This window comes from Bacteroidota bacterium, from assembly GCA_016706865.1.
In the GTDB taxonomy this organism is placed as follows: Bacteria; Bacteroidota; Bacteroidia; order Chitinophagales; family BACL12; genus UBA7236.
Window position 1 is genome coordinate 2,269,385 of sequence record JADJIS010000003.1, and the last position, 17,021, is coordinate 2,286,405.

General features: G+C 35.8%; 14 protein-coding genes. 7 read left to right on the forward strand and 7 right to left on the reverse strand.

Translation table 11 applies throughout. The annotated features are described in order from the left end of the window. Window positions 1-35: 35 nt before the first annotated feature. Complete coding sequence (gene trxA / locus IPI31_18975; protein ID MBK7569904.1) at window positions 36-353, reverse strand: thioredoxin; 318 nt, start codon at window positions 351-353, stop codon at window positions 36-38. A 111-nt stretch (window positions 354-464) separates the two neighbouring features. Further along, window positions 465-4,073 (reverse strand): DNA polymerase III subunit alpha, encoded by a 3,609-nt coding sequence (gene dnaE, locus IPI31_18980; GenBank protein MBK7569905.1) that lies wholly within the window; start codon window positions 4,071-4,073, stop codon window positions 465-467. 432 nt (window positions 4,074-4,505) lie between these two features. On the opposite strand from dnaE, the gene IPI31_18985 reads away from it, so the two are divergent. The 4 genes from IPI31_18985 to IPI31_19000 all read left to right on the forward strand — a co-directional run bounded on the left by IPI31_18985 (window position 4,506) and on the right by IPI31_19000 (window position 9,957). Then, complete coding sequence (locus IPI31_18985; GenBank protein MBK7569906.1) at window positions 4,506-5,486, forward strand: T9SS type A sorting domain-containing protein; 981 nt, start codon at window positions 4,506-4,508, stop codon at window positions 5,484-5,486. A gap of 340 nt (window positions 5,487-5,826) precedes the next feature. Beyond that, a complete protein-coding gene (locus IPI31_18990; protein ID MBK7569907.1) occupies window positions 5,827-6,159 on the forward strand; it encodes a tRNA-binding protein in 333 nt (110 codons plus the stop codon). Between the two features lie 190 nt (window positions 6,160-6,349). Beyond that, window positions 6,350-8,185: a T9SS type A sorting domain-containing protein gene (locus tag IPI31_18995; GenBank protein ID MBK7569908.1), complete on the forward strand. Its 1,836-nt coding sequence runs from the start codon at window positions 6,350-6,352 to the stop codon at window positions 8,183-8,185. Window positions 8,186-8,196: 11 nt separating this feature from the next. Continuing rightward, on the forward strand, window positions 8,197-9,957 hold the full coding sequence (locus tag IPI31_19000) for a T9SS type A sorting domain-containing protein (GenBank protein MBK7569909.1): 1,761 nt from the start codon (window positions 8,197-8,199) through the stop codon (window positions 9,955-9,957). Window positions 9,958-10,104: 147 nt separating this feature from the next. Here IPI31_19000 and IPI31_19005 read toward each other — a convergent pair whose 3' ends face one another. The 5 genes from IPI31_19005 to IPI31_19025 form a co-directional block, all read right to left on the reverse strand. Then, a complete protein-coding gene (locus IPI31_19005) occupies window positions 10,105-10,446 on the reverse strand; it encodes a translation initiation factor (protein MBK7569910.1) in 342 nt (113 codons plus the stop codon). 8 nt (window positions 10,447-10,454) lie between these two features. Beyond that, window positions 10,455-11,339, reverse strand: a complete 885-nt coding sequence (locus IPI31_19010; GenBank protein MBK7569911.1) for a diacylglycerol kinase family lipid kinase — start codon at window positions 11,337-11,339, stop codon at window positions 10,455-10,457. Then, entirely contained in the window at window positions 11,336-13,264 is a 1,929-nt protein-coding gene (locus IPI31_19015; protein MBK7569912.1) for an LTA synthase family protein, read from the reverse strand. Before IPI31_19015 ends, IPI31_19010 begins: the two co-directional genes overlap by 4 nt. Before the next feature lie 105 nt (window positions 13,265-13,369). Further along, on the reverse strand, window positions 13,370-14,224 hold the full coding sequence (nadC, locus tag IPI31_19020; protein ID MBK7569913.1) for a carboxylating nicotinate-nucleotide diphosphorylase: 855 nt from the start codon (window positions 14,222-14,224) through the stop codon (window positions 13,370-13,372). Further along, complete coding sequence (locus IPI31_19025) at window positions 14,217-14,618, reverse strand: DUF4783 domain-containing protein (GenBank protein ID MBK7569914.1); 402 nt, start codon at window positions 14,616-14,618, stop codon at window positions 14,217-14,219. The genes nadC and IPI31_19025 overlap by 8 nt, the downstream gene beginning before the upstream one ends. 471 nt (window positions 14,619-15,089) lie before the next feature. Between IPI31_19025 and IPI31_19030 the strand changes: the two genes are divergently transcribed. From IPI31_19030 to IPI31_19040, 3 genes are read left to right on the forward strand one after another with little or no spacing between them, the layout of a single operon-like run. Continuing rightward, window positions 15,090-16,628: a 2,3-bisphosphoglycerate-independent phosphoglycerate mutase gene (locus IPI31_19030; GenBank protein MBK7569915.1), complete on the forward strand. Its 1,539-nt coding sequence runs from the start codon at window positions 15,090-15,092 to the stop codon at window positions 16,626-16,628. A 57-nt stretch (window positions 16,629-16,685) separates the two neighbouring features. Then, window positions 16,686-16,874, forward strand: a complete 189-nt coding sequence (locus tag IPI31_19035) for a hypothetical protein (protein ID MBK7569916.1) — start codon at window positions 16,686-16,688, stop codon at window positions 16,872-16,874. Window positions 16,875-16,923: 49 nt separating this feature from the next. Next, entirely contained in the window at window positions 16,924-17,007 is an 84-nt protein-coding gene (locus IPI31_19040) for a LysM peptidoglycan-binding domain-containing protein (protein ID MBK7569917.1), read from the forward strand. Window positions 17,008-17,021 lie beyond the last annotated feature (14 nt).

A 17,021-nucleotide genomic window follows, 5' to 3' on the forward strand; every position in this document is an offset into this window, starting at 1 on the left:
ACGCAAGAAGGCTTAAATTAAGTATGTTTAACAAATTACATATGTTGTTTCACCTTCGCATCGAGCACACTTTTAGCAACTGCACCCACCTGTTTGTCGATTACCTGGCCATTTTTTATAAATAAAATGGTTGGGATGTTGCGAATCCCGTACATCATAGAGATCTCAGGGTTAAAGTCAACATTCACTTTGCCGATGTTCACCTTACCGTGGTAGTCTTTCGACAATTCTTCGATAACTGGTCCAACAACCCTGCAAGGTCCGCACCATTCAGCCCAAAAGTCGATTACAGTAAGTTTTTCACTTTCAAGAACATCTTGCTTGAAGTTCGCATCGTTAAATTCTAATGCCATAGTAATTTTTGATTTTATTGGTTTATTAATTAAGAACATTATTGTAACAATCAAGTGTGGGATTAGTTCCTGCACCACTCATTTTTCCCCTCCTATCCCGGCTCTGCAAATTTAACCAGCTACTTTTAAAGTTACCTCCCCAAATTTCCCCAAACTGTTCAAAACTGGACTTTCTGCTTTGATACAGCCATTTTGGGTTCTGAAATAGACGTCAAAATTCTCGGTTTCCTCCACAATTTTCAGTGCGATCCTGTCATTTCCCGGGTGTGCCTTGATAAGATCTCCAACGGCATCAATAAAGGAATGGTTCAAATCGGAAAGTGAGATGCTTAAGGTGATCTTCATGGTCTTTTTCTCACGCATTTCACTGAGCAATTGAATATCCGTCACCCAAAAACGTTTTCTTTCCGGATCATTTCTGTCTGTTTGATAATTTCCCTTTACGTATAATACATTACCGGTTTGGTCAACGTAATTTTTGAATTTAATATAATTGCTTTTAAATAATCCAAGTTCTAAATGGCCGCTGAAATCTTCCAATGAAAAAATGGTGTATTTATCACCCGACTTTCCGATCTTGGTATCAGTAGATGCGATATATCCTACAATAGAAATTTCGCCTTTATCCGTAAATTTTTCTATTTCATTTATGGCACATGTTTTAAATGCATCCACTTCAATTCTATAATCATCAAGTGGATGTCCGCTTAAATAAATACCTATTACTTCAAATTCTTTTTTTAATTTTTCTACGGTGTTCCATTCAGGCCATTCCGGAATTTTTGGTTCCGCAACCTCACTGTCAATGGTATCACCAAATAAAGTATTTTGAGCATTATTGACATTATCGGTGAAATTATTTCCGTAGCGTATTGCATTTTCTAAAACATTAATAGTTTCATTTTTTCCAACCGCAAAATATTGTGCACGAAAAACATTAAAACTATCAAAAGCGCCGGCAAGCACAAGCGACTCCAAGGTCTTTTTATTTACACTGCGCAGATTAACTCTTCTTGTAAGATCATATAAACTTTTATAGGGACCATTTGCATTGCGTTCTCTTATCAGCTCAACAACTGCAGCCTCTCCTACCCCTTTGATCGCGGTTAATCCAAAACGAATTTCACCATTTTTATTTACGGCAAAAGTTACATTACTTTCGTTTACATCAGGAGGTAATACAGAAATTCCCATACGGCGACATTCATCCATAAAGAAACTCACTTTTTCAATATTCCCCTGATTATGTGTGAGCACTGCACTCATATATTCAGCAGCGTAATTTGCTTTAAGATAGGCAGTTTGATAAGCAACTAAAGCATAACAAGTTGAATGCGATTTATTAAATGCATATTGTGCAAATGCTTCCCAATCGCCCCATATTTTTTCACATATTTTTTTATCAAAATTATTTTTTTCGCAACCCTCGATAAATTTCGATTTCATTTTATCGAGCACATCCTTTTGTTTTTTACCCATTGCCTTACGCAGGGTATCCGCATCTCCTTTTGTGAAATTTGCGAGGCGTTGTGAAAGTAACATTACCTGTTCCTGATAAACAGTAACACCATATGTTTCCTTTAATATTTCCTCCATTTCCACAAGGTCGTAATGAATTTCCTCACGCCCGTGTTTGCGTTTGATATAAGTAGGAATATATTCAATAGGACCCGGACGATAAAGAGCGTTCATCGCAATAAGGTCTTCAAATTTATCGGGTTTTAATTCTTTCAGATATTTTTGCATTCCCGGACTTTCAAACTGAAATGTTCCGTTTGTTTCGCCGCGCTGATATAATTCGAAGGTGGGTTTATCGTCTAAAGTAATTGTGTCGATATCAATGGTTACGCCATGATTTTGTTTAATTAAATTTAATGCAGTTTTAAGAATGGATAAAGTTCTTAAACCAAGAAAGTCCATTTTAATTACACCTGCATTTTCTATCACTTCTCCTTCAAACTGTGTGATATATAGATCCGAATCCTTTGCAACTGCAATTGGAATCAGGTCGGTAAGATCGCATGGTGCAATAATTAACCCTGCAGCATGCACACCGGTATTGCGCACCGATCCTTCTAAAACTAAAGCCTCTTTAATTACTTTACTTCTCAGATCATCACCATCTTCAAATATTTTGCGCAACGCCTTTGCATTTGCCATTTCATCCGGTGATAAATTTTCTTTTTCAAATAAGGAATTATCACCGTTTAGGGGTGCATTAATAAATCTGTTTAATGAAATACCCGGGCGTTCAGGAATAAATTTACTTAGTGCATTACTATCTGAAATTGCCATATCCAAAACACGTGCAACATCTTTTAAACTTGTTTTGGCAGCCATGGTACCATAGGTAATTAATTGTGCAACCTGATTTTTTCCGTATTTCTGCACAACATAATCAATAACTTTTTGCCGCCCGTCATCATCAAAATCCGTATCAATATCTGGCATCGACTTTCTATCAGGATTTAAAAATCTTTCGAAGAGCAGATTATATTTCATGGGATCGATATTGGTTATCCCAATACAATATGCAACTACAGATCCTGCAGCCGATCCTCTTCCGGGACCAACAAATACACCCATGTCGCGCCCTGCTTTTATAAAATCCATTACAATGAGAAAATATCCTGCAAAACCCATTGTTTTAATGGTAAACAATTCGAAATTGATGCGTTCCTCAGTGAGTGCTTCAATTTCGCCGTACCGTTTTTTTGCACCTTCAAAGGTGATGAACTTTAAATATTCCCATTGATTTAAAACATCATCCTCATGAATTTTAAATTCGGCGGGTACAGGAAATGCGGGCAATAATATATCGCGTTTAAGATCTAATAATTGTATCTTATCAACTATTTCATTGGTATTTTCAATTGCCTCAGGTACATCATCAAAAAGAGTTATCATTTCTGATGATGTTTTAAAATAAAACTGATCGTTATAAAAAGCAAAACGTTTGCCTTTGCTTTGCATATCATCGTCACCAAAATCCTTCATTTTTGGCGTTGCCTGTTTTTCTCCGGTATTGATACACAATAAAATATCATGTGCGTTTGCATCACCTTGATCAACATAATGTGCATCGTTGGTTGCAATCACTTTAACATTATATTTTTTTGCATATTGCATTAAAACATCATTCACATAAACCTGATCGGGGATGTCATGACGCTGCAATTCGATATAATAATCCTCACCAAATAAATTATGCCACCATTTGAATGTTTCCTCTGCCTCTTCCTTACTTTTTTTCATGATGGCTCGGGGAACCTCAGCAGCGAGACAACAGGTGGTTGCAATTAATCCTTCATGATATTTTTCAATAATGGATCTGTCGATGCGAGGGTATTTACCGTACATGCCCTGCGTATAACCCAGGGAACACATTTTTACTAAATTTTTATATCCTACCTCATTTTTGGCAAGCAGCACCTGATGATATCGCACATCTTTCTCTTCCCGGGTAAAATTTTTCCGGTACATATCACTCACGATATAAAATTCGCAACCAACTACAGGTTTGATCTTTGGTGTTCCATCGGCATTTTTGTGTTTATAGGCCTCTGCCACAAATTGAAATGCGCCAAACATGTTGCCGTGGTCGGTAATTGCGAGCGCGGGCATTTCGTCTGCAACTGCTTTCTTATATAGCCTGCTTATGTCACTGGCTCCGTCGAGCAGCGAAAACATGGTATGATTGTGAAGATGTGAAAATTTCATTTTTTTTAAAGGTCGGCTAAATTAGAAAGAAGCCCAAATGAAGGTAAAAAAAATGACGGGATTTTTTAAACAGGTTGTGCACAAGATTAAATAAAAAAGTTTCGTTTAAGCTAAGTAAATGTAATTCAGCACATTGAATTGTCTATAAAACTGCATAAACTCACTGAAAAAATGTAATTTTAAATAAATTGTGGGTCCTGATGAAAACGATCATTTCTTGTCTTTTTATTCTTTATACCCGGTTTCGCAAGCGGACAAAATAATACCTGGTATTTCACCGGTATTACCGATACAGTAATTAGTATCACTTCCCTCAACAATAAAATTTGGGCTGCAACTCAAAACGCGGGGTTAAAGATTTTTGATCAAACCACAGGAGAAATTACAACCTATAATAAAAATAATTTACAGGTGGGAACTAATGATTTCAGGATGATCAGATCACTGAATAATAAAATTTATGCCGGCGCTTTTTTTGGTGGATTATATATTTATGAAAATGATAGCTGGAGTTGGATTGATACTTCCAATTCACCTATACCGGGAATGAATGTAAATGATGTAGCATTCGACAGTGTCAATTCCATTTTATGGATCGCAACAAATAAAGGTCTTGCAAAGGTTCAGAATGATAGTTGGCAAATATTTGATTCAACCAATTCAGAACTGGGCGCAAATGATCTCACTTGTTTATTGAATGATAAAAACAATACGCTTTGGATAGGATCACGATTTTCAGGCGTTTCAAAATTAATTGATGGTGTTTTTACAAATTATAATTATGATAATTCAGGACTAAATTCAAATCTTATACGCACCATGATAAGTGATGATGAAGGCATTTTATATATAGCAGATTTTCTCGGTGTAGAAAAATATGATCCGGTTTCTGATGTTTGGTTGTTTGTATATAACACACTTACCTCCCAGCTTACACACAACAGTGTAAACCGCATGGCAATTGACGCGGAGGGAAATATTTGGTTTGCCACACACAATGGAATTACAAAAACAAATGCTACAGGAAGTTGGGATCAATTTTACAGTACTAATTCAAATTTACCACACAGTACTACGGATGGGTTGTATATAGATGATGCGGGAAAGGTATGGGCAGGTACCTTTGGTGGTATGGCTATTTATACTTCCTCAAACCAAATAGGATCATTTGATGATGTGGTAAATATATTTCCCAATCCATGTCGCGATCTTGTTACCATTTCTACAATAAATCCTATGTATATTTCCTTGTATTCCATAACCGGGAAACAACTTGTTTTAGAATATATTATGGAAGAAACGTATGGAGAATTTTTCAATTCTTTTAATGTTACTTCCCTTAGCAAAGGTATTTATGTTGTGGAATGTAAAAATGAAAATTCTGCTATCTCAAAAATATTTGTAAAAAATTGATGTCAATAATAAAGTTCCCTTACTATCAGTGATTTAGCCACAAGTTCTCCCTCCCATTCAAAATATATTTACGAGCTTCTATTATTGAAAAATTTCGCCATTTTTTCGGAAAATGGATAAATCTGTATTTTATTGACCTCAATATCTGCTGCAACTTTGTGAGTGGATCTTGGAAGGGATATACAAACAGTTCAGATTAATAAACAGTCCTTTTCAAAAACGATTTTTTGTAAGAACATCCTGAAACGGAAGTAGGGTATAGTAGTTGGGCATTTTAGAATAAACGTTATTTGAAATAATTTGTTTAAAAACTATATTTGTAGCCACATCTATTTGATCTATGGCAATAAATTATTCCGACTTCGAAAAAGTGGAAATGAGAACAGGCACAATACTGGAGGTAAATGACTTTCCGGGAGCAAAAAAACCTGCTTTTCAGTTAATAATTGATTTCGGAGAACTCGGAATTAAACGATCGAGTGCACAGATCACATCACATTACTCAAAGGCAGAACTCATAGGGAAACAAATTGTTGCCGTGGTAAATTTTCCACCTAAACAAATTGCTAATTTCTTCAGTGAGTGCCTTGTTTTAGGTGCAATTCAAACAGATGGTTCTGTTATATTACTCCAAACAGATAAAGTAATAGAAAACGGATTACGCATTGCATAATCTGATAATCTCTTGACTTTAGGATAGATGCTACTTCCTGTTGCAGTTACAATTACCATTGTAATTCGATTTAATTTTTAAGATGAACACCAAATAAATGGTGACAATTGTTTCCTGTTTACAGAACAAAAGTCATCCGATTTTTACTATTTAACCAATTTCTTTGTATATACATATAAATTTAACTTTTATGAAAAAAATATTATTTATTGCGGCATTATCCCTTAGCACAATAGCCATAAATGCTCAGGTAACGGAAGACTGGGTTTCGCAGGACGATTATTATGGTAAAGACGGCATCATGGTAGTAGTTGATGAGGCAGATAATGCCTTCACTCTTAGCGACATCTTTTATGGTGATATTTACCTTACGAAAAGAAGTCCGGACGGAACCATTCTATGGGCTGTAACCTACGACAATACAACACCATCTCAATGGGAAGTGGCAAGTTGTGTTGCCATCGATATTAATGGAGATGCCATTGTAACGGGATATACAAATACCGGATTTGGATCAGATTGGTTTCCGGTTCAAGCAGTTACTATGAAATTTAATGGTGAAGATGGTGCATTGATTTGGAGAGAAACATACAGCACCGGAGTTGCATACCGTGGACGCAAAGTATTAACGGACGCATCCGGAAATATTTATGTTGGTGGTGATGTAAATGCATGGATGATCTACCACGGAGAAGTGGGTAATATGATGGTAAAAAAATATGACACCAATGGAAATGAAATTTGGACAATTATTGCAGACAATCTTGGAAATCCAATGCCGGGAACACTTAATAATTTAGAATTTGACGCAGCAGGAAATATTGTTATAGCATCTTATGGTTCAACCATGGCTAAAATATCGCCTGCCGGAACCATATTATGGTATTTAAGCGGCATTGAAAATGGAATTATTGATATTGATCTGGATCCGTCAGGAAATATATTTGTTTTATCACATGGTTCCTTTGGCGTGATTCCGTTTATTTCAAGCGATTTCACAGTAAAAAAATATAATAATTCCGGATCATTATTATGGTCGCAACATTACGATTTTGGCAATGAAGAATTTGGTCGTCAAATTGAAAGCGATAATTCCGGTGGTGCATATATAATAGGATATGGTGGACTTTATTTCGACTGGATAACATTTAAAATAAATAGTACCGGAATTCTACAATGGTCGCAGGAATATGATGAGCACACAGGTAATGATGAAATACCAATGAAGATGGTAAAAGATAATGATGATAATATTTATGTAACAGGACAAGGTGGACCATGGCCGGGATATTTCTGGACTAGTTTAACTCAAATGGTTACTATTAAATATACACCTGATGGAGTTGCGGAATGGACAGCCTTACATGATTATTATACCAATGTAGGGACAGCAATTTGTCTTGCCTCTGATAATTCTATTTATGCTGTTGCTCAAATGTATGCAACTACAATACATTATACTCAGGCGCTTCCAACCCTTTGCGAAACTCCTGTAGGATTATTCACCAATAATATTACAACAACAAAAGCGAGACTTAATTGGACAGTTGATCCTGATGCATTTCAATACGAAGTATGGTATAAAAAAACAACGGCAGCGGCTTGGAAGAAAAAATTTGTTCCCGGTATAACCAATAAATTAAATCTTAAAAATTTACAGTGCAATAAAAATTATGAATGGCAGATCAGAACAATTTGTGATACAGTTGGTGTTGATGTGGTATCTGATTTTTCTGCACTACAAAATTTCACAACTCTGGTTTGCAGAGAGATGGAAACTGTAATGGAGGAAAATATTTCATTCTTCCCGAATCCGGCAACAGATGTTTTAAATATAAATATTGTAGATATTACAGTTAATAATATTACAATTCTTGATCTATCAGGAAAAGTATTGATTGTTATTGAAAATATAAATACTGGTACAAAAACTATCGATGTTAGTGCATTAACTTCCGGAATGTATATAATACGCTTCGAGACTGACGAAAACATCATTAATGAGAGATTTATTATATCAAAATAAAAATTACAATTATGAAAACCTTTCTTTTATTTCTATTTTTTATACCGATCATCGGCACAACGCAAGTAACACTTGATTGGTTGGAATTTACAGGAGGTGTTGCTATCGCCACAGACGCCACCGATAATGTATATACTGTAAACTGGGATTATAATCCCGCAGGCGATATTTCACTTACTAAACTTGATGCAGATGGAAATTTTCAATGGGTAACTTCCTTCGATAATACTGACATCACGAGACATGAAGTTGCAACCTGGGTGGAAACAGATAATGATAACAATATTATTGTTACAGGAACAATTCGTTCAGGATTTGCTTCACCTGTAAATGCAGCAAGTGTGATCATGAAGTTTAATCCATCCGGAGTATTATTGTGGCGTGTTGTTTACGAATCTGCCTTTGAAGGTTCCTATACAAAAAAATGCCTTATTGATGCGGATAATAATATTTATGTTCTGGGATTAGGCAACAACGGTGCAGGTTTGGTAACCAAGGTTAAAAAATTTGCACCCGATGGATCTACAGTATGGAATTATTTTAATGTAGCGGGAATTGGTGCACCTCAAAATTTTAAATTCACACCCGACAATAAATTATTAATTTCAGCAAGAGGAATAATTGGCAGCGTAAACGGATATGCCAAAATAGATCTTGATGGAAATGAATTATGGAGTTTTGCCGGAGTGTTGAGTCTAACTGTTGGTGATGCAGCAGGAGACGCATTCGGTAATACTTATATAATAAATGGTGAATATGTAGTTGTTGATGCAGGAAGTGTCATCACAAAATTATCACCTGCGGGAACGGTTGTATGGGATGAAATAAACGGTATAGCCGGAACAAAAGTGGAAGTTGGAAATGACAACAACCCGATAGTTGCCGGATTTCCAAATGGTGGATCACCGGGTGTTGCCATGATCAAATACGACCAACTTGGAAATATAATTTGGGAAAATTTAGACGCCGACGGTGCCGGATTTAATTTGCTGCTGCACGCAATAATGAAATTGGATCCTGCAAATAATGCATATTTTGCAGCGGGAACATTATTTGAAATGGCAGTTTGTAAAGTAAATGCCGATGGAAGCAGCGATTGGGTTGCACATTGTTCAGGTGGTTATGCAAACGGTTTTGTTTTTGGAAATGATTATAGTATTTATGTTGTTGGCGGAATAACAACAGCGCACTTCACTCAAGATCCAATAGTTACCTGCGATACTCCTATTGGTCTGTTTACAAATAATATTACAACAACAAAAGCAAGATTAAACTGGACCATAGTTCCAGGTGCATTTCAATACGAAGTGTGGTACAAAAAATCTACCGCAGCAGTTTGGAAGAAAAAATTTGTACCCGGCATCAATAACAAATTAAATCTAAAAAATCTGCAGTGCAATAAAAATTATGTGTGGCAGATAAGAACAATTTGTGATACTGTTGGAGTTGATCTTGTATCAGCATTCTCTGCAGTTCAGAATTTCACAACTGCAGTATGCAGAGAGGAAATAGCTGAACTTACAAATGCGGAAATGTTGCTTTATCCAAACCCTGCCACAAATACGTCAACAATTATTTTACCTGAATCAGGGAAGTATACTTGTAATATCTTAAATATGACAGGAGAAATTGTGTATAATGAACAATTCGATATCATTTTAAAAGGAGAATCAATAAATTTAAATCTGCAAAATTTATCTGCGGGAATTTATTTGGTGAGAGTTTACAATGATATGATCCAATATACCGATCAACTTGTGATTCAAAAATAAATTGAGATCAAACTAAATATAAAAGGTGGAAGCGATTAAATATCCTTCCACCTTTTTTTATAAATCTTTTACCCCTCGACCTCACAGGTTTCCCAAACCTGTGAGGTCGAGGGTATTCATTCTTTCATTCCTTAATTCTTTCATTAATTACCCACCTGCTAACTTATATTTATATCCAAGTTTAGTTAATATCTCACCCAATTTTTTACGTTGATCGCCTTGAATAATTATTTCACCATCTTTAACGGAGCCACCTGTGCCGCATTTTGTTTTTAATTCCTTTCCGAGTTTTTCGAGGTCTTCATCGGATCCTATAAAATTTTTAATTACACAGACAGTTTTACCTCCCCGGTGATTTTTTTCCAACCACACCCTTAGATCTTGTTGTTGAGGCGGAAGTGTATTTTGTTTTTCTTTATCTTTTTCAAATTTAAAATCCGGATCTGTAGAAAAAACAAAACCGAACTTATCGTTGTTCTTTTTTGCCATTCGAATAATTATTTTTTTGAATTTACCAATACATTTAATCCCTCCGGAATAATACTTACCTTAAACGATTTATCTTTTGGCACTGTTTCACCGTCTATTTGTAAATAAATATAATTTGGAGATTCAATTAATACTTCCTTTGTTTTGAAGGTAGTAAAATGTTTACTTTTCAAATGAGTTCCGGTAAAAACCTGTATCACAGCAAAGGGTACTTTCCATTTTGGAATATTATCCACCAAAACAATATCCATTAAACCATCGTTCAAACTTGCGAAGGGCGCAACTTTTACATTGTATCCATATTGATTTGAATTACACAAATTCATCATAAAAGCTTTGCCTTTAAATGATCTTTCTTCTGAATTGAATGAATATTCAAAGGGTTCGAAAGAGGAAATACTTTTAATGGCGCTCCAGAAATAAGTTAAAAAACCTCTTGTTTCCTCTTTGCTGAAAACTTTTGCAACGAATGCATCAAATCCAATTCCGATCAGGCTAAAAAAATACGCCTCATTCACTTTACAAACATCAATTTTCTTTAATTGAAACTCATTAATAATCTCCAAAGTTGATCTGATATTTATGGAATATCCGAGATGCCTTGCAAGTCCGTTTCCGGAACCACTGGGAATAATTGCCAGTGCAGTTTCACTTCCCAGTAAACCCGTTGCAACTTCATTTACGCTACCATCTCCACCTGCAACAGCAACTACGTCAAATTTATCAAGCACTGCCTGTCGCGCAATTTCTGTAGCGTGACCGCGGCTTTCTGTATAAATTACTTCGTAATTAAATTTATTATGATCGAGATATTTATTTATGAGCGGAGGGATCTTATCCTTTCTTTTTACTCCCGCAACAGGGTTAACAATAAATAAAATATTTTTTTTCACTCCGGCATCAATTTATTCCTAACCATCGCTTCGTGGTGGGTTTGAATAATTGCTTTTAATTTTTCTTCCATTGTTGCAGTGATATTCGGATATTCAAATATCAGATTATCATTTAACGAACTATCCATTTTATACTGATATAATCCAATTGATTTTGACCCATCAAATTGTAAGGCGAAATCATCCGTTATTATCATATAATCAGAAGAGTGATAATTATACACAAAACGCGCTTCTGTAGTATCGAAAACAGATTTTCCGTATGCCATGAATTTACCCGTATAACCGATATAATCTAAAACTGTTGCAGGTATATCGGTTTGTTGCGTAACCTTGTCGTTAACTCCTTGAAATTGTCCGTTTGGTTTATAAATCAACATCCATGTTGAATGCGATCCAACTTGTTCCTGATAAAATTCATGTTCAGGAAGTGGTGGTCCGGGATGATCTGCAGTTAAAATAAATAAGGTATTATTATACCAGGGTTGTTTTTTTGCTTCTGCGAAAAATTGTTTAAGAGCATAATCTGCATATCCAACAACTTCCAACATAGGTATAACACCTTTCTTAAATTGGCCTTTATGTTGTGGTGGTACTGTGAAAGGATGATGGGATGAAATGGTAAATATCTGGCTGTAAAATGGTGGTTTCAAAGTACTCATTTCGTTAGCGGTCCACTTCAAAAAAGGTTCATCAAAAATCCCCCAATTACCATCAAAATCGGCATCATTACCATATTCATTTCTACCATAATAATGTTCAATACCGGCTTGCGCCATTAATCGGTCAAATTGCATGGAACCATTGTTTGCCCCATGAAAAAAAGCAGATGAATAACCGACTCCTTTTAAAATAGTACCTATTCCTTCAATCTGATTATTTTGATAAACTGAAGAAACAAATGGTTCTTCCATTAATACCGGAATTCCGCTTGTAATTGCAACTATTCCCTGGTTGGATGATTTTCCGTTGGAAAACGCATTGGTAAAACATAAACCTTGTGTTAATAAACTATCAAGAAATGGAGTGTATCCGTTTCCACCATTAAAATATCCAATGTATTCTTTGGAAAAACTTTCGAGAACAATTACACAAACATTTTCAGGTTGATCCGGCTTTTGTATGGAATCAGGCCATTGATAAAAATTTGCATTCTCGTGAAAAGGTGAAAATTTTCTTTTAAGTTCTTCTTCCTCAAAATACTTTGGCTCTTGTAATTGTCTATGACCGAAAGCATAAATTACGGAAAAAGGTGTATTAATAATGAGAGACGTTAAACGACTATCCGTTACATATAAAGAGGCGGAGTTCGGTGATAATGGTTTAGCCTGAATGCCACCACGTGCTCCAATTACAGAAAAAACCAAGATCACCAACATAAATACAAGTTGATAGGGATAATGAATTAATCTTGGCAGTGTAAATTTTAATTTTTTAGCGCGGTGCAGATCGGTTTTGCGATATAAATATTCAATTGCAGCCACTAATAAAAATGCGATCACAAATACTATCCAATAATCCTGAATTACCTGAGGTAAAATATTAGTATCACTGGTTAATCCAAGTTCATGTGTGGATGTTCGTTTTAAACCATATCTGTAATATATAAAGTCGCAGGCTTCCAACATCAATGCTATCCCATTAAATACATAAAACAAAATTCTGAGAATTCGCTGATACCAATTTTTGTCAAACCAAGGGCTAGGCAAAATATGCATCAGAATAAAAATAAAATTCACATAAATAATGGAGGAAATATCGAACCGCATACCATGAAACATGATCTGCAGAAAATCACCCGGCGGAATATGCGGGAAAAGATCTTTATTAAAGATAAAAAACAGTACACGGCAAACCGAATAGAGCAGTAACAGGATGCCAAGCCTTTTTAACAAAACCTGTATATGAAAAAGTTGCTCCCTCAAAGTTTAAAGAATTTATACAAAGGTAATAAATAATTGAGGCGTTAGATGAAAATAACGGTAATTCGAACCTCCATAACAACTATTAACAGTAGTTTCCAGGATATTTTAGTCCATAACTGCCTTAAAACTAAGGTCAAGACTGTTCACCGAATGTGTAAGTTCACCTATGGAAATAAAATCAACTCCGGTTTCAGCATAATTGAGCACTGTATCTATGTTGATGCCCCCGGAGGCTTCCGTTTCAAATTGCCCGGAAATTGCTTCTACGGCTTCCTTCATATTGTTAACAGCAAAATTATCCAGCATAATACGATCCACTCCACCGGTTCTAAGCACCTGCCAAACCTCTTCTATATTGCGGGTTTCCACTTCTATTTTTAGTTCAAGTTCATTGTCCTGAAGATATTGTCGAACTTTAGTGATAGCATTCTCAATACCTCCACAAAAATCAATATGGTTATCCTTGATCATGATCATATCGTATAAACCCATACGATGATTATGTCCCCCACCAATTCTTACCGCCCATTTCTCAAAGTTCCGCAAGCCCGGGGTAGTTTTTCTGGTATCCAGGATCTTGGCATTGGTATGTCGCTTTTGCACAAAAGTGTTGGTCTTTGTTGCAATACCACTCATTCGTTGCATAAAATTGAGCATGGTGCGCTCGGCAACTAAAAGAGCCTGTACTCTACCAAAAACAGTAAAAGCAATATCTCCCGGTTCCACCTTGGCACCGTCGGGAATAACAATGTCAACCTCGAGTTCGGGGTTGACATGTTTTAAAATCTGTTCTGCTAATTCGACACCTGCAATTATTCCTGGTTGTTTTACCAAAAGTTTCGCAGTACCTGTGGCTTCATGATCAATGGTGGCCAATGTGGTATGGTCACCTTCTTGTATGTCTTCTATCAGGGCCTCGTCAATAATATCGAGCATATCCCATATCTCAACACTACTCATTTTCGAAACTTAATTCCTGGATCACGAATTTATCACCCACTTTTTTCAGGTAAACATAAGTCCTGAATTTACCCTTATCTGTTCCCAGTGAGCCAATGGCATAATGGGCATTATTACCACCTGATGGTCCATCGTGAATAAATTTGAATGTTTTAGGTGGATTTTTAGCAAAAAAGTCTTTTACGATCGCTTCTGCCTGGCTTTTACTGTATGCACCTTCTTTATTGGCGATCTTAACTTCAACAGTATTGTCGAAATATTCAGCTAAGGCTTTTGAATTTCCGGCTTTAATAGCGGCAGAAATATTATCCAGATCGCCTGTTGCTGTTGCAAATATCATAAGTGGCAATGCCAACAGAAGAATAGATGCTTTTTTAAATTTAAATTTTATCATGGCTGTATTGTTTGGTCAATGCACTGAATTTGCTAAAACCATACCAAAATTAAGAAAAGTTTAACAATCCGGCGGGGGACATAGGATAAAGGACATAGGACATAGGACTGGACGTAGGACAAGGGAGAGGGAAATAGGAAGTAGGAAATAGGAAGTAGGAAATAGGACAAAGGACATAGGACTTGAAATAGGACAAGGGAAAAGGACATAGGACAACAAAATTTCGTAAGAAATTTAAACTCCTCTCTCCTTTCTCCTCTCTCCTTTTTTGACCTTGGCAAAAAAAGGGTGGAAAAAAGAGGGAGAACCCGCCAGTGGACGAACAGGCGCTGATGACGATGATTTGGGAGAAAAAAAAATAAAAAATATTGGATGAAATTGAATTTATTAATAAAATTGAAGTGAAATTTTCATTTATGTCCTGTGTCCTGCATCCTGTGTCCTTTGTCCAATCCCCTTATCTTTGCAGTAATGGAACCAAATAAACGTGCTATGCTCATCATCATGGATGGGTGGGGACATGGTAAAAATGCTGCGGCTTCTGCTATTGCTCAGGCGAATACTCCGAATGTAAATAGTTATTACAAAAAATACCCAAACGCTGAATTGAGAACGGATGGCGAATTTGTTGGATTACCGGAAGGACAAATGGGAAACAGTGAAGTTGGACATCTTAATTTAGGAGCGGGAAGAATTGTGTATCAGGAATTACAAAGAATTTCCAAGGATATAAAGAATGGTGTTCTTGCTCAAAATCAAGTGTTATTGAATGCAATTACCTATGCGAATACTTATAATAAAAATATTCATTTAATGGGTTTGGTGAGTGATGGTGGTGTGCATTCGCATATAAATCATCTTATTGGTCTATGTGAAATATTAAAAGAAAAAAATGCGAACATGGATAAAGTTTTTATTCATGCATTTACGGATGGGCGCGATTGTGATCCTAAAAGCGGCAGTGGTTTCATTAATAAATTGGAATCCACTTTAAAAATTACCGGTGGAAAAATTGCAAGTGTTTGTGGGAGATATTTTGCAATGGACAGAGATAAACGCTGGGAACGGATCAAACTTGCCTATGATCTTTTAATAAACGGTATCGGCACTCCCACTAAAGATCCGGCAAAAAGTCTGGAGGATAATTATAAGGCAGATGTTACGGATGAATTTATAAAACCCATTGTTTGTGTGGATGATAATAATGAACCAATAACAAAAATTATTGCAGGAGATGTTGTGATCGTATTTAATTTCAGAACTGATAGATGCAGACAAATTACTTCCGTATTAACACAACATGACTTTCCGGAATTTGAAATGTTTAAAAAAGATCTGTATTATATTACTATGTCGATGTATGATCACAGCTGGACAAATATTGGTGTGTTATTTGAAAAACAAGATATTACCAAAACGATGGGAGAAATAATTGAGGATAATAAATTGACACAGATAAGGATTGCCGAAACAGAAAAATATCCGCATGTTACTTTTTTCTTTAGCGGAGGAAGAGAAAAAGAATTTGAAGGTGAAAGCAGGATCATGATACCATCACCTAAAGTTGCAACATACGATCTTCAACCGGAAATGAGTGCTTATCTTGTAAAAGATGCAATAGTTGCAGAGTTGAATAATAAGTCGGCGGATTTTATTTGTCTCAATTTCGCCAATGCTGATATGGTTGGACATACCGGTGTTTTTTCCGCAGCGGTAAAAGCGTGTGAAGCAGTTGATGTCTGTGTTGGGGAAGTTGTGGAAGCTGCATTAAATAATAATTACAATGTGATACTTACAGCAGATCACGGGAATTCTGATAATGAAATAAATGAAGATGGTTCCCCGAATACACAACATTCCACAAATCCTGTTCCGGTATTTTATATTTCCAATGATAAAAGATTTACTTCAATAAAAGATGGAAAGCTGGGTGATATTGCTCCTACCCTATTAAACATTATGGGATTGATAATTCCGCCTGAAATGAGCGGAGAGATCTTGGTGCGTTGAAATTAATTTGTGTGATTAATTGGATTTAAACAAAATATTTATTATATTTCGAAAATTATGACATTAAAAGATAAATATAAAAACGCTCTTGCACTTGGCGAGAAGTTACAGATCAAAGATGGTTATGTAACTGAAGAAAATGGCAAATTAAAAATTGGTGGTACTTACGCAGTATCAATTGGGAAAAGGACAGATTATGGGATGCAATTAAAAAAGATGGCGGAGAAAATCCTACGGATCTGGTAGCTGATATTAAAATAACCGAAAAAGCGCTTATGGTGATGCAAATAGTTATATGAAAATATTTGAAGCCAACAGAGATAAACTGAACGACCCGAATATGATAAAGGTTGGACAGGAATTGGTTATACCAAATTAATAAACTTCGTAATT